Source organism: Pseudomonas sp. S2_A10 (genome assembly GCF_054668465.1).
On record NZ_CP162773.1, the window covers coordinates 5,536,484 to 5,558,249 of the forward strand.

Annotated in this window: 25 protein-coding genes; 12 read left to right on the forward strand and 13 right to left on the reverse strand. The window is 59.2% G+C overall.

Annotated features, from left to right (window positions below):
- Positions 1-98 precede the first annotated feature (98 nt).
- Positions 99-443, forward strand: coding sequence for a DUF7693 family protein (locus AB4N41_RS24780; RefSeq protein ID WP_150634953.1), 345 nt, complete (start codon positions 99-101; stop codon positions 441-443).
- Here the strand turns inward: AB4N41_RS24780 and AB4N41_RS24785 are convergent.
- From AB4N41_RS24785 to AB4N41_RS24810, 6 genes are all read right to left on the reverse strand, one after another.
- The gene (locus AB4N41_RS24785; protein ID WP_460138149.1) at positions 410-1,426 is read right to left on the reverse strand and encodes a lysozyme inhibitor LprI family protein; all 1,017 of its coding nucleotides are present in this window, start codon (positions 1,424-1,426) and stop codon (positions 410-412) included. The genes AB4N41_RS24780 and AB4N41_RS24785 overlap by 34 nt on opposite strands.
- A 184-nt stretch (positions 1,427-1,610) precedes the next feature.
- Complete coding sequence (locus AB4N41_RS24790; protein WP_460138151.1) at positions 1,611-2,144, reverse strand: cysteine hydrolase family protein; 534 nt, start codon at positions 2,142-2,144, stop codon at positions 1,611-1,613.
- A 64-nt stretch (positions 2,145-2,208) separates the two neighbouring features.
- On the reverse strand, positions 2,209-3,936 hold the full coding sequence (ggt, locus tag AB4N41_RS24795; protein ID WP_460138153.1) for a gamma-glutamyltransferase: 1,728 nt from the start codon (positions 3,934-3,936) through the stop codon (positions 2,209-2,211).
- 148 nt (positions 3,937-4,084) lie between these two features.
- The gene (locus AB4N41_RS24800; protein ID WP_024013397.1) at positions 4,085-4,672 is read right to left on the reverse strand and encodes an NUDIX domain-containing protein; all 588 of its coding nucleotides are present in this window, start codon (positions 4,670-4,672) and stop codon (positions 4,085-4,087) included.
- Positions 4,673-4,770: 98 nt separating this feature from the next.
- Positions 4,771-5,406, reverse strand: a complete 636-nt coding sequence (locus tag AB4N41_RS24805) for a lytic polysaccharide monooxygenase auxiliary activity family 9 protein (protein ID WP_095182054.1) — start codon at positions 5,404-5,406, stop codon at positions 4,771-4,773.
- Positions 5,407-5,613: 207 nt separating this feature from the next.
- Positions 5,614-6,054, reverse strand: a complete 441-nt coding sequence (locus AB4N41_RS24810) for a hemerythrin domain-containing protein (protein WP_016775257.1) — start codon at positions 6,052-6,054, stop codon at positions 5,614-5,616.
- Between the two features lie 152 nt (positions 6,055-6,206).
- Here AB4N41_RS24810 and AB4N41_RS24815 point away from each other — a divergent pair, with 152 nt between their 5' ends.
- A complete protein-coding gene (locus tag AB4N41_RS24815; RefSeq protein ID WP_460138154.1) occupies positions 6,207-6,632 on the forward strand; it encodes a GNAT family N-acetyltransferase in 426 nt (141 codons plus the stop codon).
- Positions 6,633-6,734: 102 nt separating this feature from the next.
- Here the strand turns inward: AB4N41_RS24815 and AB4N41_RS24820 are convergent, their stop codons facing one another.
- Positions 6,735-7,085: a hypothetical protein gene (locus AB4N41_RS24820; protein WP_041477055.1), complete on the reverse strand. Its 351-nt coding sequence runs from the start codon at positions 7,083-7,085 to the stop codon at positions 6,735-6,737.
- 133 nt (positions 7,086-7,218) lie between these two features.
- Between AB4N41_RS24820 and AB4N41_RS24825 the strand changes: the two genes are divergently transcribed.
- The 7 genes from AB4N41_RS24825 (at position 7,219) to AB4N41_RS24855 (ending at position 11,181) form a co-directional block, all read left to right on the forward strand.
- Positions 7,219-7,548, forward strand: coding sequence for a DUF6388 family protein (locus tag AB4N41_RS24825; protein WP_041477057.1), 330 nt, complete (start codon positions 7,219-7,221; stop codon positions 7,546-7,548).
- A 165-nt stretch (positions 7,549-7,713) separates the two neighbouring features.
- Complete coding sequence (tusD, locus tag AB4N41_RS24830; RefSeq protein ID WP_041477377.1) at positions 7,714-8,106, forward strand: sulfurtransferase complex subunit TusD; 393 nt, start codon at positions 7,714-7,716, stop codon at positions 8,104-8,106.
- A 2-nt stretch (positions 8,107-8,108) separates the two neighbouring features.
- A complete protein-coding gene (tusC, locus tag AB4N41_RS24835) occupies positions 8,109-8,465 on the forward strand; it encodes a sulfurtransferase complex subunit TusC (protein WP_095182056.1) in 357 nt (118 codons plus the stop codon).
- A complete protein-coding gene (gene tusB / locus AB4N41_RS24840; RefSeq protein ID WP_056788919.1) occupies positions 8,465-8,758 on the forward strand; it encodes a sulfurtransferase complex subunit TusB in 294 nt (97 codons plus the stop codon). The genes tusC and tusB overlap by 1 nt, the downstream gene beginning before the upstream one ends.
- On the forward strand, positions 8,755-9,090 hold the full coding sequence (locus AB4N41_RS24845) for a TusE/DsrC/DsvC family sulfur relay protein (RefSeq protein ID WP_016770652.1): 336 nt from the start codon (positions 8,755-8,757) through the stop codon (positions 9,088-9,090). Before tusB ends, AB4N41_RS24845 begins: the two co-directional genes overlap by 4 nt.
- Positions 9,087-10,088: a glycosyl transferase family protein gene (locus AB4N41_RS24850; RefSeq protein WP_375122372.1), complete on the forward strand. Its 1,002-nt coding sequence runs from the start codon at positions 9,087-9,089 to the stop codon at positions 10,086-10,088. Before AB4N41_RS24845 ends, AB4N41_RS24850 begins: the two co-directional genes overlap by 4 nt.
- Positions 10,089-10,179: 91 nt before the next feature.
- Complete coding sequence (locus AB4N41_RS24855) at positions 10,180-11,181, forward strand: glutathione S-transferase family protein (RefSeq protein ID WP_150634945.1); 1,002 nt, start codon at positions 10,180-10,182, stop codon at positions 11,179-11,181.
- A 94-nt stretch (positions 11,182-11,275) separates the two neighbouring features.
- Here AB4N41_RS24855 and cysG read toward each other — a convergent pair whose 3' ends face one another.
- The 6 genes from cysG to ftsK form a co-directional block, all read right to left on the reverse strand.
- Positions 11,276-12,670: a siroheme synthase CysG gene (gene cysG, locus AB4N41_RS24860; RefSeq protein ID WP_460138157.1), complete on the reverse strand. Its 1,395-nt coding sequence runs from the start codon at positions 12,668-12,670 to the stop codon at positions 11,276-11,278.
- On the reverse strand, positions 12,671-13,951 hold the full coding sequence (gene serS, locus AB4N41_RS24865; RefSeq protein WP_041477066.1) for a serine--tRNA ligase: 1,281 nt from the start codon (positions 13,949-13,951) through the stop codon (positions 12,671-12,673).
- A 15-nt stretch (positions 13,952-13,966) separates the two neighbouring features.
- Complete coding sequence (gene crcB / locus AB4N41_RS24870) at positions 13,967-14,341, reverse strand: fluoride efflux transporter CrcB (RefSeq protein ID WP_016775261.1); 375 nt, start codon at positions 14,339-14,341, stop codon at positions 13,967-13,969.
- On the reverse strand, positions 14,341-15,663 hold the full coding sequence (locus AB4N41_RS24875) for a replication-associated recombination protein A (RefSeq protein WP_051600478.1): 1,323 nt from the start codon (positions 15,661-15,663) through the stop codon (positions 14,341-14,343). Before AB4N41_RS24875 ends, crcB begins: the two co-directional genes overlap by 1 nt.
- Before the next feature lie 195 nt (positions 15,664-15,858).
- On the reverse strand, positions 15,859-16,479 hold the full coding sequence (gene lolA, locus AB4N41_RS24880) for an outer membrane lipoprotein chaperone LolA (RefSeq protein ID WP_016775262.1): 621 nt from the start codon (positions 16,477-16,479) through the stop codon (positions 15,859-15,861).
- A 67-nt stretch (positions 16,480-16,546) separates the two neighbouring features.
- A complete protein-coding gene (gene ftsK, locus AB4N41_RS24885) occupies positions 16,547-18,955 on the reverse strand; it encodes a DNA translocase FtsK (RefSeq protein WP_041477069.1) in 2,409 nt (802 codons plus the stop codon).
- A gap of 521 nt (positions 18,956-19,476) precedes the next feature.
- Between ftsK and aat the strand changes: the two genes are divergently transcribed.
- From aat to infA, 3 genes are all read left to right on the forward strand, one after another.
- A complete protein-coding gene (gene aat / locus AB4N41_RS24890; RefSeq protein ID WP_095182060.1) occupies positions 19,477-20,157 on the forward strand; it encodes a leucyl/phenylalanyl-tRNA--protein transferase in 681 nt (226 codons plus the stop codon).
- Between the two features lie 58 nt (positions 20,158-20,215).
- Complete coding sequence (locus AB4N41_RS24895) at positions 20,216-20,923, forward strand: arginyltransferase (RefSeq protein ID WP_041477071.1); 708 nt, start codon at positions 20,216-20,218, stop codon at positions 20,921-20,923.
- A 112-nt stretch (positions 20,924-21,035) separates the two neighbouring features.
- On the forward strand, positions 21,036-21,254 hold the full coding sequence (gene infA, locus AB4N41_RS24900) for a translation initiation factor IF-1 (RefSeq protein WP_002553999.1): 219 nt from the start codon (positions 21,036-21,038) through the stop codon (positions 21,252-21,254).
- Positions 21,255-21,766: the final 512 nt, after the last annotated feature.

Sequence of the window (21,766 nt, forward strand, 5' to 3'; positions counted from 1 at the left end):
AATGTTACGGAATTGTTCGGCCTCGGGCCAGTGAAACGCTGACATGGAGTGGCGCGGGCCTTATCCTTGCAGGCTTGTCCATCGAATCGAGTCGCAGCATGTCAGCGTTTTTGTCCGCCCGGGATGTGTGTCAGCGTCTGCGCGAAGCTGCGCTGGGCGTGCTTGCGTTCGAAGTCTGCGAGGTAATGTCCCAGTCCGGGCTGATTGCCGTTTACATCGAGGGCTGGCATCTGCTGTTGGACTTCGCCGAGGGACACTTGCATCACTGTGAATACGCGCGCAACTGCGCCGGGGACGAAGCGACGCTGGACACTTGGCAGCGTTATGGCACGGACCCGGTGAGTCTGCTCAGCACATGGGAACTGGCGCAGATCGAGCGGTTGCTGTGTGAGGCGGATGGAGATGTGGCTCAGGGCATCATTTCCAGAACCAGTGACGACTGATTTTCTTGCATGCGGTCATACCAACCCTGCAGCACATCGGGCAACCGCTTCTTCCACTTCGCCACGTTGGTGTAGTACCGCAGATGTTCATGGCCCTGATCATCGTAGCTTTTGAAGATCAGCCAGACCTGTGCGTCTGCAGCACTCATCAGAATGCCGATGCCGCCGAGACCGCGCATCCACATTTCTACAACCTGAGCATCGGCCACATCTTTTGAGTCTTCGCCGACCTGCAAGGAACCGGAGGTCTCTACCAGTTTCTGGTAGTCGGTCTTGAACAGCGAACGCAGTACCTGATCTTCTGCGGGTGTGCGAGCCAGACCCAGGCTGAGCAGATCGTAATCCAGCTTCAGCGGTTGTTCGGAGGCGACATACCGACCGGCGTAATACACGCCCATGCCACCGCCGCAGTCGGAATCCGCACCGGTTTGCGTCACGTTCAGTACGCCATTGATGGGCGTGAAGGCGAGTTTGCAGGCGTCCTCGGCGTACAGGGCTGTTCCATCCTTGAGTATGGCAACGCCGGTCAAGTCTCCGGAATTGGCGCCCTCGCCTGCTGAGATATCGATGGCGATATGCGTGGCATCACGACGTTGGGTGACAAGGGTCGCCGAGGTCGAGGTGCCGGGCGGGATCAATTGCCAATTGGCGTCCCAACTGAACGGTTGGACGGCGTGTCCGAGTTCGCTGAGGCGCATCAGATATTCACGACGCAGACACGCACTCTGTGCACCGCAAGCGTTGCGGTGTTTCAGCCACTGGCGTTGGTCGGATTTCAGAGTTTTGGGATCAGCAACGTTGCCCAGCGTGTTCCGCCATTGCGTGGCGAGCTTGTCGTCGAGGCTTGAGAGGTAGGGATCGCTACAGATCGCTTTTTCGGTTTTGCTGTCGGCACTGGTGCAATCGAAACTGCTGGCGTGGGCGGTGCAGGCAATGACGAGAGAGGCCAGCGCCACGGCGTGACGCAGGTAGATAGCGAACATGAGAGATTCCATTCTTCGGGCGGCGGGGATTATGCCAGTGCTGCTGCCGTAAATCGCTGTTGTCGTAGAGCCTGCTCACCCAAGGAGCGAGCCTGCTCGCGAAGGCGGTATATCAGTCGGTTTGATCTTGGCTGTCATAGCGCTTTCGCGAGCAGGCTCGCTCCCACAGGGGTTATGTGTGAGTTCAGAAGGTGATCTCGGCTGCCGGTTTGACGTCGATCCGTGCCACGGAACTGGTCAGGGCGGCGAAGTCCTTGTTGTGTTGGGCAATGATGTCTTCGGCGCTCATGTTGCCGTTATCGACCGTCGAATGCGCATCCCGCGCGACGACGATGTCGTAGCCCAGTGAATGCGCGCTGCGCACCGTGGCGTTGACGCAATAATCGGTCTGCAGACCGCAGATGATCAGACGTTCGAAGTCTTCGCTGGGCAGCAGCTTGCCGAGATCGGTCTGGTAGAAAGAATCCCCGGTAGTCTTGCCTACACGCAGGTCTTTCGTCGAAGTCAGCAAACCTTCGGCCAGTTGCCAACCGTCCGCGCCATGCACGAACGGACCGACCTTTTCTTCGTGTTGAATCAACACCACCGGAACGCCAGCTGTGCGGGCGCGCTGGCTGAGATCATTGATCGTGGCGATCACGCGGTCGATTTCAAAACACTGATATTCACCAGCACACAGTGCTTGCTGGACGTCGATGATCAGTAATGCGGTGGTCATGTCGAGCCTTCCTTGATCAGTCCTTGAGATGGGGCGGACCTGAGCCCGCCCCTTTTTACTCCGCTCAGTAACCCAGTGACAAGCCGGTATTACGCCGTGGATCATTGGCGCCGTAGAAGCGATTCTTGCCAACCGGTTTGCCGTCCAGTGACGGCGCGCCGACCAGAATCGCGGCGATGTGGTTGGGATCCTGCGGGCCGGCAAACTTGTGGCCCCAGCTCTCGAGGAGCTTTTTCGTATCCGGGCTGGCGGCGAAGTCTTCGAGGTTGGTTTCCTCCGGCATCCACTGCTGATGGAAGCGCGGCGCGTCGACCGCTTCCTGCAGCCCCATGCCGTAATCGATCACATTGAGCATGGTCAGCAAGGTCGCGGTGATGATCCGGCTACCACCCGGCGTGCCGACCACCATCACCACTTTGCCATCCTTGGTGACGATGGTCGGACTCATTGACGACAGCGGCGCCTTGCCCGGTGCGATGGCATTGGCCTCACCCTGGACCAGCCCGTACATGTTCGGCACGCCGACCTTGGAGGTGAAGTCGTCCATTTCGTCGTTGAGGATCACCCCGGTCTTGCTCGCCATCACGCCAGCGCCGAACCAGTCATTAAGGGTGTAGGTGACCGAAACGGCATTGCCCCACTTGTCGACGATAGAATAGTGCGTGGTGTTGCTGCCTTCATGCGGCGCTACACCGGGTTTGAGCTCAGCCGACACGCCGGCCTTTTGCGGCTGGATGGCGTTGCGCAGTTTGGTCGCATAGTTCTTGTCCAGCAGGTGCTCGATCGGATTCTTCACGAAATCCGGATCGCCGAGGTAGCTGTTGCGATCAACGTACGCGTGGCGCATCGCTTCGATCTGGTAGTGCATGCCCTGAGCGGAATGGAAGCCCAGGTCCTTCATCGGATAGCCTTCGAGGATATTCATGATCTGGCAGATCACCACCCCGCCGGAGCTGGGCGGTGGCGCCGAGACTACGTGATAGCCGCGATAATCGCATTCCACCGGGGCCAGTTCGCGAGTCTTGTATTTGTCCAGGTCGGCCTGGCTGATGATGCCTTTGTTGGCTTGGCTGGACGTGACAATGGCATCGGCGACCCAACCTTTGTAGAAGCCGTCGGCGCCCTTCTCGGAAATCGTCCGCAGGGTTTTCGCCAGATCCTTCTGCACCAGTTTCTGCCCGACCTGCATCGGCTCGCCGTTGCTGAGGAAGATCGAGCCGGAATCGCGCATGTCCTTCTTGAACACATCCGTCGCGTATTCGAGCAGCTCGACATCGCCCTGCTGCAGCTCGAAACCGTCTTCGGCCAGTTTGATCGCCGGGGCAATCATGTCATTGCGCTGTTTGGTGCCATATTTGCTCAGCGCCAGCTCCATGCCGGACACAGTGCCCGGCACCCCGACGGCCAGATGGCCGCGCGTGCTCAGTTCCGGAATGACGTTACCGTCCTTGTCCAGATACATGTTGGCGGTCGCTGCCAGCGGGGCTTTCTCGCGGAAGTCGAGAAAGGTCTTGCGCCCGTCCGCCAGTTGAATGGTCATGAACCCGCCACCGCCAAGATTGCCCGCAGCCGGGTAGACCACCGCCAGCGCATAGCCCACGGCCACTGCCGCATCCACGGCATTGCCGCCGTTTTTCAACACATCGACGCCGACATGGGTCGCCAGATGTTGCGCGGTGACCACCATGCCGTTTTCCGCCGCCACCGGCGCCACCGATGCCGCGTGAGCCATCAGACAGCTGAGCGCCAGGGAGGTCGCAATGAGCGATCTGGCCAAAGGTTCGTACTTCATGAGTCGATCTCTTTTTGTTTTTGGGGACTGCGCAAAACGCAGGGCAACGCTTCAGAAGCAACAAGCAGTATGGTCGGCTTTGCGTATTGCGCCTCCCCGTTCAGCCAGTATGCTGAGCCATCGCAGCCGTTGGCAGCTCCTGCCCGAATCAAGCGAAGAGGTTGTTCATCGCTGCGTATTGCAACAGCATGATGGTCTTGGCGTCACAGATCTCGCCGCGTTGAAATGCTGCCAGTGCCTCATCGAAGCCCCACTCGAGCACTTCCAGTTCTTCGGTTTCCTCTTCCAGCCCACCACCGTCGCTGACTTTGGACGCGGCGTCGTATTCGGCGATAAAAAAGTGCAGCTTCTCCGTCACCGAGCCGGGGCTCATATACGCCTCGAATACCTTCTTCACGTCATGCACGCGATAACCGGTTTCCTCCTCGGCTTCGTCACGAATGCGTTGCTCAGGGGCGGCACCTTCCAGCAACCCCGCCGCCACCTCGATCAACAATCCATCGTGGCCGTTGACGAACACCGGCAAACGAAACTGGCGGGTCAGCACCACCGTGCGCTTTTCGCGGTTGAACAGCAGAATCGCCGCGCCGTTGCCCCGGTCGTAGACCTCGCGGGTCTGGCGCTGCCATTCGCCGTTGTTGCGGTGGTAATCAAAAGTGATTTTCTTCAACAGATACCAGTCGTGGGACAACACCTGTGTGTCGACGATGTTGACCCGTTCGGCTGTGTTGGACATCGCGTCTGATCCTGTTTTCATGGGGGACTGCCATGGTCGGACAATTGCGCCGACAAAAAAAGCCCGGCAGCGCTACCGGGCTCGTTCAGCCTGGGTTGTTACTGGAAGTCGACGTCGAAGGCCTGGTAGAAGGCGTTGCCGGTGTTGGCGACGATCCACATCAGCACAATGACGTGATGACCCTTCTTGTTCGTCGGCAGTTGCACTTGGTGATCAACCTTGGCCTTCAATTCGCCGGCATGGCTGTAATACGGCACTTGCGGGTAGAAGTCTTCGAAGAACGGCTGGGTTTCGAGCTGCGCACGGCTGATGCGTTGCTGTGGATCCCAGCCGTCTTTGGTGATCAGCCAGCGATAACCACGGGTGGTGTGCGGCGCGGTGTACGCCCAGCTGACCTCGAGAATCTGCCCCGGATCGACATTAAGCAGCGGCCAGTTGAATGAACGGCCGAGCTTCTTGCTCATCTCGTCGTCGGTGTAATTGACGCAATCGCGGGCATCGGTCTTGCCGCCGCTGAGAATGTAGCCATCGGCCGGCGGCGCGACGCTGTCCGAGTCGGTCTCGAAGGGTTGCGGGAACGGCCCGGCATTCACGGCCGGAAAGTTTTTGCCGCCCTCCATTTCATTGACTTGCCAAGCGCCGAGCAAGCCGAGGTCAATGGCCACTGCGCCGCGACTTGCTGGCGAGATGACACGACCGTGTTTGAGTTGGGTTTGTGGGATTGCCTGATTCATCGTCTTCACTCCGTTGATTTGAGAACTCTCCTTCCCGAGGAGAGGCCTTCAAGCTAACGGAGGTGAATTTTTTGTCCATTGGCGCTTTTGTCGCAATGCGATTTTGCAGGACGTAAAAAACCCTAAAACACTGGATGGATAACCAGTTCAAGTCGACACGTCGCACTCAACGTGTAGCTGAACACCTACACGCCGAGTCGCCTTTGGTCATTCAGACAGTTGCGCCTGATACTCCTTTTCGTACTGCCCGGCGAGTTGCGTTTTCTGTTTATCGTCGAGCAGTTTGCCGGCCATTTGGAAGAACTTGTGCTCTTCTTCCTCAAGGTGGTGATGAACCTTGTCGGAAAGCTTCTTGGCCGTGGCCAGCCACGCCGGACTGGACATTTCGGTCTCGTCGAGTTCTTCCATCATTTCGTCCATTTCGTGGTGCTCGGCGATGGCGTGGCGGCTCAGGTCAACGCCTTCGTCGATTTCCATCAACGGGATGTAGAAGTGCCGCTCTTCAGCGGTTTCATGCGCTTGCAGTTCTGCTTTGAGCTGCTTGTAGGCCTCGACCCGCTCAGGGCTGTCGCCGCTGGTCGCGATCAGAGCCTTGGCGTAAGTGCGCTGGCGCTCGTGGCTTTCGCGCAGGGCTTCAAAAATATTCACGGGATTTCCTCATCAATCGCGCTCAGGGAAAGACGCGATAAAAGCCTAGACCGCAACGCTGGTTTGACGGTTCCGCTTGTTCGATCGAAGGGCTTGGAGGCGTTTGCCCGGACGGGTTAGGCTGGGCGTTCAATCACACAAGGAAGTCATGCATGAATTTGCGTATCGAGTTGACGGACAATCCTACCGAGGAACAGCGTCAGGCCATTCTCCAACCGTTAATTGAATACAACGATGCGAAGACCGGCATATCGAAAACCGAACCGTTCGCCTTGATGGTAAAAGATGAGTATGGCGCGATACTGGGCGGGTTGTACGGGCGAGTGACTTTGCGCTGGATGTTCATCGATTTGCTGTCAGTACCGGAACAAGGGCGCGGACAGGGGGTTGGTTCCCGGTTAATGGCACAGGCAGAAGCGTTGGCCGAAGATAGAAACTGCTACGGAATCTGGCTCGACACCTTCGATTTTCAGGCGCCGGAGTTCTACAAGAAGCTGGGCTTCAGCCAGTTCGGTGAGATCGTTGACTATCCACCGGGGCACAAGCGGCATTTTTTCCAAAAGCGGCTGATCAACTGACTGTGTCGCTCTTTGCGCAAGCAGGCTCGCTCCCACACTGGAAAGCATTCAATCGGTGGGAGCGAGCCTGCTCGCGAAAGCGCCAGCCGCCTCGACACACAATCAGAGGCAGGTCGCCATCGCCGCCATGCGCCGCATCGCGACAAAATCACTCTGCTGTGCGTAGTAATTCAAAGTCGTACCCGAGGCTTCGGTAATCACATCGACAAACGACTCCGCTGAACGCGTGTAGACCGTCGTGCCGCCAGACTCGCGCGGCTCCAGATAGGCCGCCGCGTCGACGCCGAAAACCGCTTCGTCCTGCCAGGCGAATTGCACGCACCGGGCGACGTCTTTCTCCGGCTTGTCCGAGGTCAGGACCTTGTCCGGGCTCTTGCTGCGAGCATCGTTCATCACCGAACCGGCGCACCCGGCCAACAGGGCCGCCGCCAGCACTACCATCAGCATTCGCATTGCATTTGCTCATCGAGAAAAAAGCGGACTGTAGCACTGCAACGCGGCAAATCGTTCTGCTTTACTGTTTTTATGCGCGACACGCGTGAGCAGCTGCGGCACTCTGAGATCTTCAGCCACACAAGGACATTACATGGCGCCTAGCGACCAACGACATGAACACGCCTTGAAACTGTTTCTCGATGCGCGACCCGAACTGCGTGAGACTCTCGACCACCTCAATCCGCTGTTGGCTCAGGCCAAGGGTGAAACCCAGGCGCAGTACCGCGAAGAACGCTTGCATGAAGCATTCGAGGCTGAGGCGGAAAGCCAGGGGTTGTTTGCCTGGGAGCTGACGTTGCAGCTGACCGCTGATTCACCGGAGGACTATCAGGCGCAACGCCTGGAAGTGCATCGGGAAGTGGCGGAAATGGCGGGGATGGACTGGATCGAGTATTGCGATCTTTACGGCATCACCCCGTAATCGATGTAGGAGCTGCCGAAGGCTGCGATCTTTTGATTTTGCTCTTCAAGATCAAAAGATCGCAGCCTTCGGCAGCTCCTACAAAGGTATCTGCGTAAAACTCGGGTTTCGCGGCACGAGCGATAAAGCTTTATCATGGCCGCAGTTTCGCTGATCGAGTCCATCATGAAGTTCGCCATCGCGCTGTTTTCCGCCGCCCATGCGCCCTCCTCGCGCCGTGCCCTGCTGTTTGCCCAGGCCGCGCTGGCCGGCGGCCATGAGATTGTTCGGCTGTTCTTCTATCAGGACGGCGTGTTCAACGCCTCCGATGCCGTGGTGACGCCGCAGGATGAACAGGACTTGCCCAAGCAATGGCGCGCCTTCATCAACGAAAAGCAACTGGATGGCGTGGTCTGCATCGCCGCCGCTCTGCGCCGTGGTGTGTTGAACGAAGAAGAAGCCAAGCGTTACCAGCGTGAAGCGATTTCGCTGAGCGCGCCGTGGGAATTGTCCGGTCTGGGTCAATTGCACGATGCCGTGCAGGACGCTGACCGTCTCATCTGTTTCGGAGGCGCTTGAACATGGCCAAATCGCTGTTGATCATCAGCCGCCAATCGCCATGGTCCGGCCCCGGTGCGCGGGAAGCGCTGGATATCGTGCTGGCCGGTGGCGCCTTTGATCTGCCGATCGGTTTGCTGTTTCTCGATGACGGCGTGCTGCAACTGGCCGCCGGGCAGAACGCCAAGGCCTTGCAGCAGAAAGACCTCAGCGCCAATCTGCAGGCGCTGCCGATGTTTGGTGTCGAAGAGCTGTTCTATTGCGCCGAAAGCGCCAATGCTCGCGGTCTTGGCAACCTGTCGCTGGACGAGGCGCAGCCGCTTGCTGCTGACCACATCACCGCCCTTATTGACCGTTACGATCAGGTGATCACCCTCTGATGTCGACTTTGCATGTGTTGTCTCATTCCCCGTTCGGCGACGATCGTCTGAGCAGTTGCCTGCGCCTGCTCGGCAGCGCCGATGCGGTATTGTTGTCCGGCGATGCGGTGTATGCGCTGCAACCGGACACTGTGCCGTTCTCAACCCTTCAAGAGCGAGCAATCAGACTGTTTGTATTGATTGAGGACGCACAGGCGCGTGCGATCGAGATTCCAGACTGGGCCGAGGCCATCGACTACCCGGCGTTTGTCGAACTGTCGATCCATCACGCCAAGGTCAACAGCTGGCTATGAATTCAATGACCGTCGGCGCCCGCGCCATCGAACTGGACAAGGATGGCTTTCTCGTTGACCTCAGCGACTGGTCGGCTGAAGTCGCCAGCGCCCTCGCCGCCGCTGAAGACATCGAGTTGACGCCCGAACACTGGGAAGTCCTTGAGCTTCTGCGTAGCTTCTACGCCGAATTCCAGCTATCGCCGGCCACGCGGCCGCTGATCAAGTACACCGCGTTGAAACTTGGCGCGGACAAAGGCAACAGCCTGCACCTGAACCGACTGTTCAAAGGCACCCCTGCCAAACTCGCCGCGAAACTGGCGGGCCTGCCCAAACCGACGAATTGCCTATGAACGACTTTCCAGCTTTGACCCTCGAAACGCCTGCCGAGCATCCGTTCGCGCAATTCGTGCGCATTCTCGGCAAGGGCAAGCGCGGCGCCCGCGACCTGACGCGCGAAGAAGCCCGCGAGGCCATGGGCATGGTGCTCGATGACCAAGTCGAGGATACGCAACTCGGCGCCTTCCTGATGTTGCTGCGGCACAAGGAAGAAAGTGCCGAGGAAATGGCCGGATTTACCGAAGCCCTGCGCGCACGCTTGCACGCGCCCGCATTGAATGTCGACCTGGACTGGCCGACCTACGCCGGCAAAAAACGCCACCTGCCGTGGTATCTGCTGGCGGCCAAGTGCCTGGCGCAAAACGGCGTACGCATCTTCATGCATGGCGGCGGCGCGCACACGGCCGGGCGCCTGTATAGCGAACAACTGCTGGGCGAACTGAACATTCCCCTGTGCCGCAATTGGCAGCAGGTCGGCGCGGCACTGGACAACGGCGGCCTGGCGTTTATGCCGCTCGTGGACTGGGCGCCGCAGTTGCAAAAGATGATCGACCTGCGCAATACCTTGGGCCTGCGGTCGCCGATCCACTCGCTGGCGCGGATTCTCAATCCGTTGGGCGCACGCTGCGGCCTGCAAAGCATTTTTCACCCGGGTTACCAGGCGGTGCATCGCGATGCCAGCGGCTTGCTCGGCGACGCGGCAATTGTGGTCAAGGGTGATGGCGGTGAAATCGAGATCAACCCCGACGCCACCAGCCACCTTTACGGCACCAGCGGCGGTCAGAGCTGGGACGAAGAATGGCCGCAGCTGTCAGCGCAGCGCCACGTCAAACCCGCTTCGCTGGAAATCGAGCACTTGAAAGCCGTGTGGCGTGGCGATGTGGTCGACAGTTACCCGCAAATGGCCTTGATTGCGACCATGGCCCTCGCCCTGCGCGGTCTCGGTCAGAATCGCGAACAGGCCTTTGCGACCGCAGAGCAATATTGGGCGGCACGCAACACATCGATCTAACCGATCATTAGCGCCCGATCTTTGCGCTTTTTGTTCGAACTCATCGGAATAGACTCGACTCCAACGAATATTGGTTTTGGGAGTCTTGATCATGGGTTTACTCGTCGACGGCCACTGGCAGGACAAGTGGTACGAAAGCAGCAAGGACGGCGCGTTCCAGCGCGAACAGGCGCAACGCCGCAACTGGGTGACCGCCGACGGTCAACCAGGCCCCAGCGGTGAAGGCGGTTTCACTGCTGAAGCCGGGCGCTATCACCTCTATGTTTCCCTCGCCTGCCCTTGGGCGCATCGCACGCTGATTCTGCGCAAACTCAAAGGGCTGGAAGGTCTGATCGACGTGTCGGTGGTCAGCTGGCTCATGCTGGAGAACGGCTGGACCTTCGACAAGGCGTTGGGTTCGACAGGCGACAAACTCGATGGCTTCGATTTCATGCATCAGCGATACACCGCCGACACGCCTGATTACACCGGGCGCGTGACGGTGCCAGTGCTGTGGGACAAGAAACTCAAGCGCATCGTCAGCAATGAATCGGCGGAAATCATCCGCATGTTCAACAGCGCCTTCGACGGGATCACTGGTAACGATCTGGACTTTTATCCGGCGCCGCTACGCAACGAGATCGATGCGCTGAACGAGCGGATCTACCCGGCGGTGAACAACGGTGTCTATCGTGCCGGGTTCGCCACCTCGCAACAGGCATACGAACAGGCGTTCGATGAAGTATTCGCCGAACTGGATCATCTGGAGCAACTGCTGGGTGCCAATCGCTACCTGAGCGGGGAATACCTGACCGAGGCCGACGTGCGCCTGTTTACCACGATGATTCGCTTTGACGCGGTGTATCACGGGCACTTCAAGTGCAACCTGCGGCGGATTGCCGATTACCCGAATCTGTCGAACTGGCTGCGCGAGATGTATCAATGGCCGGGTATTGCCGAGACGGTGGATTTCCAGCACATCAAGCATCACTACTATGGCAGCCACAAGACCATCAACCCGACCGGCGTGGTGCCGAAGGGGCCGCAGCAGGATTTCAGCGTAGCGCATGACCGGTCGCGGTTGATCGGGAAAGGGGTTTGGTTAAAGGGCTAACAGCAGAAGCAAAAGATCGCAGCCTTCGGCAGCTCCTACATGAGAATGCGTTCCTCTGTAGGAGCTGCCGAAGGCTGCGATCTTTTGATCTGACTCAGACCTGCGCCTGAGCCCCTTCAAACCACGCCAGCTTCTCGCGCAGTTGCACCACCTCGCCGACAATCACCAGAGTCGGCGCATGCACTTCATGCTCCGCCACCATTCGCGGCAGATCCGCCAGCGTCCCGGTGAAAACCCGCTGATTGACTGTAGTGCCCTGCTGAATCAACGCCGCCGGGGTATCCGCCGCGCGACCATGCTTGATCAACTGCTCGCAGATGATCGGCAGGCCCACCAGGCCCATGTAGAACACCAGCGTCTGCGCCGGAGCCACCAGGTCAGCCCATGGCAGATCGGTGGAACCATCCTTCAAGTGGCCAGTGACAAACCGCACGGACTGCGCATGGTCACGGTGGGTCAGCGGGATCCCCGCATAAGCGGCGCAACCGCTGGCCGCCGTGATTCCTGGCACCACCTGGAATGGAATACCGTGGGCCGCCAGCTCTTCGATCTCTTCGCCTCCGCGGCCGAAAATAAACGGATCGCCGCCCTTCAATCGCACCACACGCTTGCCGGCCTTGGCCAGATCGACCAGTTGCTGGTTGATCTGATCCTGCGGCACGGCGTGCTCGGAGCGCCGCTTGCCGACATATACCCGCTCGGCATCGCGACGGCACAACTCGAGAATCGCCGGCGCCACCAGGCGGTCATAGAGCACCACATCGGCTTGCTGCATCAGACGCAGTGCGCGGAAGGTCAACAGATCCGGATCACCCGGGCCGGCACCGACCAGATAAACCTCGCCAGTGGTGACCATTGGCTCGCCATCGACCTTGGCCTGCAACAGGCGCTCGGCTTCAGCGCCCTGCCCGGCCAGTTGACGATCGGCGATCGGGCCCTGGAAAACGTCTTCCCAGAAGCCGCGACGCTGCTGCACATCAGGAAACAGGTTTTTCACCTGATTGCGGAAACGCGCAGCCAACCCAGCCAACTGGCCGTAAGTCGAAGGAATCCAGGTTTCGATTTTTGCGCGGGTCAGGCGCGCCAGTACCGGCGCATCGCCGCCGCTGGACACGGCGATGATCAACGGCGAGCGATCGACGATCGCCGGGAAGATCACGCTGCACAAGGCCGGCGCATCGACCACGTTGACCGGCACGCAACGGCGGTGGGCATCGGTGGAGACTTGCGCGTTGAGCGTTTCGTCGTCGGTAGCGGCAATGATCAGCCCGCAACCGTCCAGATCCGTTTCGGCGTAACCGCGCAACAGGCACTCACCGCCACTGGCAGCGACCAGTTCGGCCAGTTGCGTTTCGATTTCAGGTGCGACCACCCGCAGCAGCGCACCGGCATCGGCCAGCAGGCGGGATTTGCGCAAGGCAATTTCCCCCCCACCGACAACCAACACACGACTGCCGCGCAGGTTGTGAAACAGCGGCAGATATTTCATTTAGCCGATGACCTCAAGGCCACCCATGTACGGCTTGAGCACGTCCGGAACGCGGATCGAACCGTCGGCCTGCTGGTAGTTTTCCAGTACCGCAACCAGAGTACGACCGACCGCCAGACCAGAGCCGTTCAAGGTGTGCACCAGCTCAGGCTTGCCGGTTTCCGGGTTACGGAAACGCGCCTGCATGCGCCGCGCCTGGAAGTCGCCGCAGTTGGAGCACGAGGAGATTTCGCGGTATTTGTCCTGGCTCGGAATCCACACTTCCAGGTCATAGGTCTTGACGGCGCTGAACCCCATGTCGCCGGTGCACAGCGCCAGGGTGCGGTAAGGCAGGCCGAGCAGCTGCAGGACTTTTTCGGCGTTGGCAGTCAGGCTTTCCAGCGCTTCCATCGATTGCGACGGCTCGACGATCTGGACCATTTCGACTTTGTCGAACTGGTGCTGGCGGATCATGCCACGCGTGTCGCGACCCGACGCACCGGCTTCGCTGCGGAAGCACGGGGTGTGGGCGACAAACTTGATCGGCAGCAGTTTGGAATCGACGATTTCGCCGGCAACGATGTTGGTCAGCGACACTTCGGCGGTTGGAATCAGGTACAGATCGGCTTCGCCTTCGCGGGCAATCTTGAACAGATCTTCTTCGAACTTCGGCAGCTGGCCGGTACCTTGCAGCGCCGGAGCCTGAACCAGATAAGGCGTGTAAGCCTCTTCGTAGCCATGTTCGGTGACATGCAGGTTGATCATGAACTGCGCCAGTGCGCGATGCAGACGCGCGATCGGGCCGCGCAGCAAGGCGAAACGAGCACCGGACAGCTTGGCGGCGGTTTCAAAATCCAGCCAGCCGAACTTCTCGCCGAGGGCGACGTGGTCTTTCACTTCGAAATCGAACTGGGTCGGGGTGCCCCAGCGGCGCACTTCGACGTTGTCGTCTTCGTCCTTGCCGACCGGAACCGATTCGTGCGGCAGGTTGGGGATACCGAGCAGGATCGAATCGAGTTCGGTCTGGATCGCGTCCAGCTCGACCTTGCCAGCGCTCAGCTCGCCTGCCATGCGCTCGACGTCCGCCATCAGCGGCGCGATGTCTTCGCCGCGCTGCTTGGCCTGCCCGATGGATTTGGAACGCGCGTTACGCTCAGCCTGCAGTGCTTCGGTGCGGGTCTGGACGGTCTTGCGCTGTTCTTCCAGCGCTTCGATGCGCGCGGTGTCCAGGGCAAAGCCACGGGAAGCCAGGCGGTCCGCTACGTCCTGAAGGTTGCTACGTAACAGTTTGGAATCGAGCATGTCGGTTTCTCGTTATCAAAGTTTGGTCAGGGACAGGCCGGCCCACGTCGCGAGCAGCCCGCCGAATACGCTGAGTGCCGCGTAGCCCAGGGCCAGCAACACTTGCCCGCTTTCCAGCAGGCGCACCGTATCCAGTGAAAAGGATGAAAAAGTCGTCAGCCCCCCGAGGAAGCCGACCATCAACCCGGCGCGCACCTCGATCGGCACCTCCGGGCGTATCAGAAACAGGCCGTACAACACGCCAATCAGCAGGCAGCCCACGATATTAACGGCCAGCGTCGCGGTATAGAAGTGCCGCGGCCAATTGGCGCTGACCCAATTACCGGTGGCGAAGCGCAACAAGGTGCCGGCAACACCGCCGACCGACACTGCGAGTATCAATGGAACCACTATTTTCTCCGCTGCCGAGGGCTCAGACGATCGAGTTGAGCGAGGTGATTGAGTTTTTCGCCAATCTTCAACTCCAGGCCGCGGGGCACGGGCTGATAGAACGGAATCGGCTCGAGTTCTTCCGGAAAATAGTCTTCACCGGCAGCATAAGCATCCGGTTCATCATGGGCATAGCGGTATTCGTCGCCGTAACCCAATTGCTTCATCAGCTTGGTCGGTGCGTTGCGCAGATGCAGCGGCACTTCCAGCGAGCCGTTCTCAGCCGCCGCGCGCAGCGCGGTTTTGAAGCCCATGTACACCGCATTGCTTTTCGGTGCACAGGCCAGATAAGTAATGGCTTGGGCGACTGCCAATTCGCCCTCGGGGCTGCCAAGACGCTCCTGCACTTCCCACGCCGCCAGGCACAGGCTCAGCGCACGCGGGTCGGCGTTGCCGATGTCTTCGCTCGCCATGCGCACCACGCGTCGCGCCAGGTACAGCGGATCGCAACCGCCGTCGATCATCCGCGCAAACCAGTACAGCGCGCCGTCGGGATTGGAGCCGCGCACGGATTTGTGCAGGGCCGAGATCTGGTCGTAGAACGCTTCACCGCCCTTGTCGAAACGCCGACGCGTATCGCCGAGCAGGCTTTGCAGCAGCTCGATGCCGATTTCGCTGTTGTCTTCGGCCAGATCGGAGGCGTTTTCCAGCAGATTGAGCAGACGCCGGCCATCGCCATCGGCGGCCGACAGCAGCATCTGGAAGCCTTCATCGCTCAGGGTCAGGTTGCGCTTGCCCAGGCCGCGCTCTTCGGTCAAAGCCCGATGCACCAGTTTGCGCAGCGCCGCCTCGTCGAGGCTTTTCAGCACGTAGACGCGGGCACGCGATAACAAAGCGTTGTTCAGTTCGAACGAAGGGTTTTCGGTGGTGGCGCCGATGAAGATCAGCGTGCCGTCTTCAACGTAGGGCAGAAACGCGTCCTGCTGCGACTTGTTGAAGCGGTGCACTTCATCGACAAACAGGATCGTGCGCTTGCCGTACTGGCCGGCCTGCTGCTTGGCGATTTCAACGGCCTGGCGGATTTCCTTGACCCCGGCGAGCACCGCCGAAACCGTTTCGAAGTGCGCATCGGAGACTTCTGCGAGCAAGCGCGCCAGGGTGGTCTTGCCCACGCCCGGCGGTCCCCAGAAGATCATCGAATGCAGCGCGCCCTGCTCCAGCGCCTCACGCAAAGGCTTGCCGCGAGCGAGCACGTGTTCCTGACCGACGTACTCATCCAGATTGGCCGCACGCAGACGGGCGGCCAAGGGTTGGGCAATCGGTGCACTGCGAAACAGATCCATCACGTAGCGTTGAAACCTCTGATTTTCTGAAATCTGCTGAAGAACCTGTGGTGAGCGGATTTATCCCCGTTGGGCTGCGAAGCGGCCCCAAAAGCGACGACTGCTGCGCAGCCGGACGGGGATAAATCCCCTCGCCACAATAGCCCCTCAATAGCAGGCCCTCACCACAAAGGCCCTGACACAAAGTGCCGGTGTTTATTCCTGGATAACGTCGGCACCTTTGGGAATGTCGAATTTGAACTTGGACGCAGGCACCGCTTCGTTGGCCTTGACCCCGGTAAACAGGATATTGGTGCGCTGGCCGACGCTGTCAATCAGTTGCATGTCATTGAGCAGGCCGTTGCGGAACGACAGGCGCAGATTGTCGAACAGGGTGTCCTTGGTTTTCGGCTTCAGGGTGAAGTCGATCACGCCGCCCGCCTCTTTCGCGCTGATATCGAAGCTCTGGCTGATCTTCGAGACATCGCCGGACAACAGCAAGGCCGGCGTCTGGGTCAGACGCTCATCGAGCTTCTTGATGGTTGCCTGCTCCAGATCCGGGTCCCACAGGGTGACTTTCTTGCCATCGGAGACCATGGTCTGCTCGGCCGGCGCATTGGTGTGCCAGTAGAACAGGCCCGGACGCTGCAGGGTCATGTTGCCGGTGGTTTCCTGCAACTGGGTGCCGGTGCCATCGAGGGTCAACTGCGAAAAGTTCGCCGACAGGGTTTTCGATGTTTCGAGCAATTGGGTCAGACGCGCCACGTCCTTTTCATCGGCGTGGGCCGTGAGTGTGGTCAGCGCCAGTACTGGCAACAGCATGCGGATAAGGCGCATGAGAGTCCTCTTGAATACTCGTGGGAGAGCGAGTGGCGCGTCATTGCGCCACTCGAGTCGTTGCGTTTCAGTCGCGTACCGGCCCCGGGGCCAGGACTTCACGCGAACCGTTGGTGTTCATTGAGGTAACGACGCCGGCCATTTCCATCGCCTCGATCATCCGCGCGGCACGGTTGTAGCCGATCTTCAGCTTGCGCTGCACAGCGGAAATCGACGCACGACGACTTTCGAGGACGAACTGCACCGCTTCGTCATACAGCGCGTCGGCTTCTGGATCATCACCGTCGCCACCACCGCTGCTGCCTTCAAAGCCGCTGCCCGCCTCTTCGACACCGTTGAGAATGTCGTCGTTGTACTCAGGCGCACCGCGCAATTTCCAGGCCTCGACCACGCGGTGAACCTCATCGTCGGAGACGAACGCGCCGTGAACCCGGATCGGCAAACTGGTGCCCGGCGGCATGTAGAGCATGTCACCGTGACCGAGCAGTTGCTCGGCGCCACCCTGGTCGATGATGGTTCGCGAGTCGATCTTGCTCGATACCTGGAACGCCATACGTGTCGGGATGTTGGCTTTGATCAGACCAGTGATCACGTCCACCGACGGGCGCTGGGTCGCAAGAATCAAGTGAATCCCCGCCGCACGCGCCTTTTGCGCAATACGTGCGATCAGCTCTTCAACCTTCTTGCCGACGATCATCATCATGTCGGCAAATTCGTCCACCACTACGACGATGGTCGGCAGTTTCTGCAGCAGCGGCGCTTCGTCGTGAATGCTTTCGCGCTTGTACAGCGGATCGCTCAACGGCTCGCCGGCATCTTGGGCTTCCTTGACCTTGGCGTTGAAGCCGGACAAGTTACGCACGCCCATTTTCGCCATCAGCTTGTAGCGACGCTCCATCTCGGCAACGCTCCAGCGCAAGGCGTTGGCAGCGTCCTTCATGTCGGTCACAACCGGGCAGAGCAGGTGCGGAATGCCTTCGTAGATCGACAGCTCAAGCATTTTCGGGTCGATCATGATCAGCTTGGCGTCGTCCGGGCCGGACTTGAACAGGATCGACAGGATCATCGCGTTCACGCCCACGGACTTACCGGAACCGGTGGTACCGGCCACCAGCAAGTGCGGCATCTTCGCCAGGTCGGTAATGACCGGCTTGCCGCCGATATCATGACCGAGCGCCAGGGTGACCGGGGATTTGAAGTTGTCGTACTCGGGGGTCGACAGCACCTCGGAGAAACGCACGATCTGGCGGTCTTCGTTGGGAATCTCGATACCGACAGTGGTCTTGCCCGGAATCACCTCGACCACCCGCACACTGGTCACCGCCAGCGAACGCGCCAGGTCTTTGGCCAGGTTGGCGATGCGGCTGACTTTTACCCCGGCGGCAGGCTGGATTTCGTATCGGGTAATCACTGGACCCGGATGGATCGAATCAACGGTGACTTCGACGCCGAATTCCTTGAGCTTGATTTCCAGCAAGTGGCCGACCGCTGCCAAGGACTCAGGCGAATAGTTGAGCTGTTTCTTTTCCGCAGGATCAAGAATGGAGATCGGCGGCAAGGTGCCTTCGACCGCGCTGTCGACGAACAACGGCGCCTGCTTCTCTTTCTGCACGCGCTTGCTCGGCTCCGGCGCCTTGGCCGGTGCCGGCGCGATCACCGGTGGCACCTGCTTCTCGCGGTCGGACATGTGCTTGCTCAACGCTTGCTCGCGCTCGATCAGGCGTTCCTTGACCTTGGCCTGTTCGCGTTTGTCGGTGACAGTCGGTGCGACCACATCGTGGACGCGGTCATCGACCTCACGCAGTTGCGCAACCAGTTGCTTGCGTTCTGTGCGCGCCGACCACCAGCGGTTGAGCGCGCCCTGGAACAGTTCGAACAGATCGAGGGTGATCTTGCCGGTGACATCCATCACCTTGAACCACGACAGGTCGGTGAATACGGTCAGGCCGAACAGGAACAGAGCGATGAACAGCAAAGTGCTGCCCTGAATGTTCAGCGCATTCTTCGCCAGATCGCCAAGGCTTTCGCCCAGGGCACCGCCAGCGCCGGCCGGCAGACCGGTCGCGGCATGGAAATGAATGTGCGCCAGCGCAGCACCGGAGAGCACGAGGAATACCAGGCCGATCAGACGCCAGGAAAACAGCCAGCCGCTCCACTGCCATGGTTCGTGGCGTTGACGGAAGATCTGGTACGCCTTGACCGCCAGCAGCAACGGAAAGATATAGGCGAAGTAACCGAGCACCATGAACAGGATATCGGCGCTGTACGAGCCGGCCGGGCCGCCGAAGTTCTGCACATCGTCGATCTTGCTGTTATGGCTCCACCCCGGATCGTCCTTGCCGTAGGTCAGCAAAGCCATCATCAGGAACAGGCACAAAGCGCCAATGGCGATCAATGCACCTTCCTTGAGCCGGTAGTGCAGTTGCTGGCGCCAGAGCGGAACGACTGTTTTGGGTGCTTCGGTGGTCTTCTTCAAAACGCTTCTTTTCCTGCGCCCGAGGCGCGTCCATCTATTGAATGACGATAAAAAACTGCCCAATCCAGGCAGGTAAAAAAGGTGAAAAGCTCAACTGGGACTACTTTTAACACTGTGCCACTGGTTTTATAAACACAGCCATAAACACTGTGCGCAGCGTATAGCCTGTCACAACCCGGCATTGTACGGGTTTGTGCGTCCGATGCCATGTTTGAGACCCCAGCCTTGAGCATAGCCAAACGTACATGCACTGCGTTGCAATTGGAGCATGCATTGTCTTTTGTGACAAAGGCTTATGAGCTGTATTTGATGAACGTAGCGAACCTGGCCGGATCAGGCTCACAGGAATGCTCGACAGCATCGGTACGGTGACGCTTACGACCACGGGCGACACATCAAGTTGCAGCTCAATGCTCACTGCAGCAGACATCTGTGCAGGACAGCGGCGCCGTTTCGCGGCAAACTCTTTCGCGGGGCCTGCACGCCCCTGACTGCCCTCCCCTTCTGCAAGCCTGGATGCCATGCTGACTTGGTTACAACGTAACTCCCTGACCTTTCCGCCACTGGAAAAAGCCATGCGCGAGCCGAACGGATTGCTCGCCGCCGGCGGCGATCTTTCCGCCGATCGACTGATCCAAGCCTATCGCCATGGCTGCTTCCCCTGGTTTTCCGAGGGCCAGCCGATTCTCTGGTGGTCGCCAGACCCTCGCACCGTGCTGTTTCCCGACGAACTGCACGTCTCGCGCAGTCTCGGCAAGCTGCTGCGCAAGCAACGCTATCAAGTGACCTTCGATCAGGATTTCGACGCCGTCATCCGCGCCTGCGCTGCACCGCGTGATTACGCCGACGGCACCTGGATCACCGAGGCCATGCAGGATGCTTACGTAGAATTGCATCGGCGCGGTTTCGCGCATTCGGTTGAGGTCTGGGACGAGGGACAGCTGGTCGGCGGCCTGTACGGCCTGGCGATGGGCCAACTGTTTTTTGGCGAGTCGATGTTCAGCCGCGCTGACAACGCGTCCAAATATGGCTTTGCCACGCTGGTCCAGCATTTGAAAGCCGCCGGTTTTGTGCTGATCGACTGCCAGATGCCGACCGATCACCTGCACAGCCTCGGTGCGCGGTCGATTCCGCGCGGCGAATTCGCCGACTATCTGCGGCGCCATCTAGATCAACCGAATTCAGCGACCTGGGTTTGCTGAGCGACTTTTGCGCAGGTGGCTTACACTTAATCCACCAGCTTATCCCGAGGGTTGATTCATGACCGAGTTGGCGCGTTTGAAGTTTTATGCCACTCAGCCCCACTCTTGCAGTTATCTGCCCGAGGAGCAGGCCACGACGCTGTTTCTCGACCCGAGTCAGCCCATGGATGTGCATGTCTACGCAGACCTGTCGGAAATGGGCTTTCGTCGCAGCGGCGATCATTTGTACCGGCCGCATTGCCAGAATTGCAATGCGTGCGTGCCTGCGCGCATTCCCTCCGCACAATTCATCACTAATCGCCAGCAAAAGCGCATCTACAAACGCAACGCGGATTTGCAGGTGCAGCCGGTCAAACCGCACTTCAGCGAAGAATATTTCGACCTGTACCAGCGCTACATAGAACAGCGCCATGCCGACGGCGACATGTACCCGCCAAGCCGCGATCAGTTCTCGACGTTCCTGGTGCGTGACCTGCCCTTCTCGCGCTTCTACGAGTTTCGACTCGACGGACGGTTGCTCGCGGTGGCGGTGACCGATCTGCTGCCCAACGGTTTGTCAGCGGTGTACACCTTCTACGAACCGAACGAAGAACGCCGCAGCCTCGGCCGTTACGCAATCCTCTGGCAAATCGCCGAGAGCCAGCGTCTGGGCCTTGAGGCCGTGTACTTGGGTTACTGGATCAAGAACTGCAAAAAGATGAACTACAAGACGCAATATCGGCCCATCGAATTGCTGATCAATCAGCGCTGGGTCATCCTGAACTGAACCCGCGGCCTAAACCCCTTGGCGTAAACACCATTTTTCGGGCACAATGCACGCCGCTTTTGCCTGGCGCAGTTGCACCGGGCCATTCATTGGATACCGAGGGCTTTACTGCATGTCGAAAGAAGACAGCTTCGAAATGGAAGGCACTGTCGTCGACACCCTGCCCAACACCATGTTTCGTGTGGAGTTGGAAAATGGGCACGTCGTAACCGCGCATATTTCCGGCAAGATGCGCAAGAACTACATTCGTATTCTTACCGGTGACAAAGTGCGCGTCGAGCTGACGCCCTATGACTTGAGCAAAGGGCGGATCACTTACCGCGCTCGTTAATCAAGTCAATACAGAACGCCCGGGTTATGCCGGGCGTTTTTGTTTGTCTGGGGTTTGGATTTTTGTGGGTTTTGCTGGCATATCCGTTGCTGCGGGTGCTGCGGCTGGCGGTTTCGCTCTTACAGCGACTCACTTTTTCAAACGCCGGAGTGCCGGCCCAGCAAAAAGTAAGCAAAAGGCTTTGCCCCGGCCTTCGGCCCACTCGCTGGGGCTCGGGGTTCCTTCGTTACGGGATCGATCCGGGCGCAGCGTCTCCGGTTTGCTTCGCTGCACCTACACTCGCTGTGTACGACTGCGTCGTACGGTCGCTGCGCTCCCACGCCCGGATCGATCCCGTAACGAAGCCTGCCGAAGGGGCAAAAGATCAAGAGCCAGAGCAAAAGCAGAAGCCAGATCAAAAGATCGCAGCCTTCGGCAGCTCCTACAGTTGGATCGTGGGTCTCTGATGGAAATTGGTTGACCAGCAGGGCGCCATCGCGAGCAGGCTCACTCCTACAATTGGATCGATTACA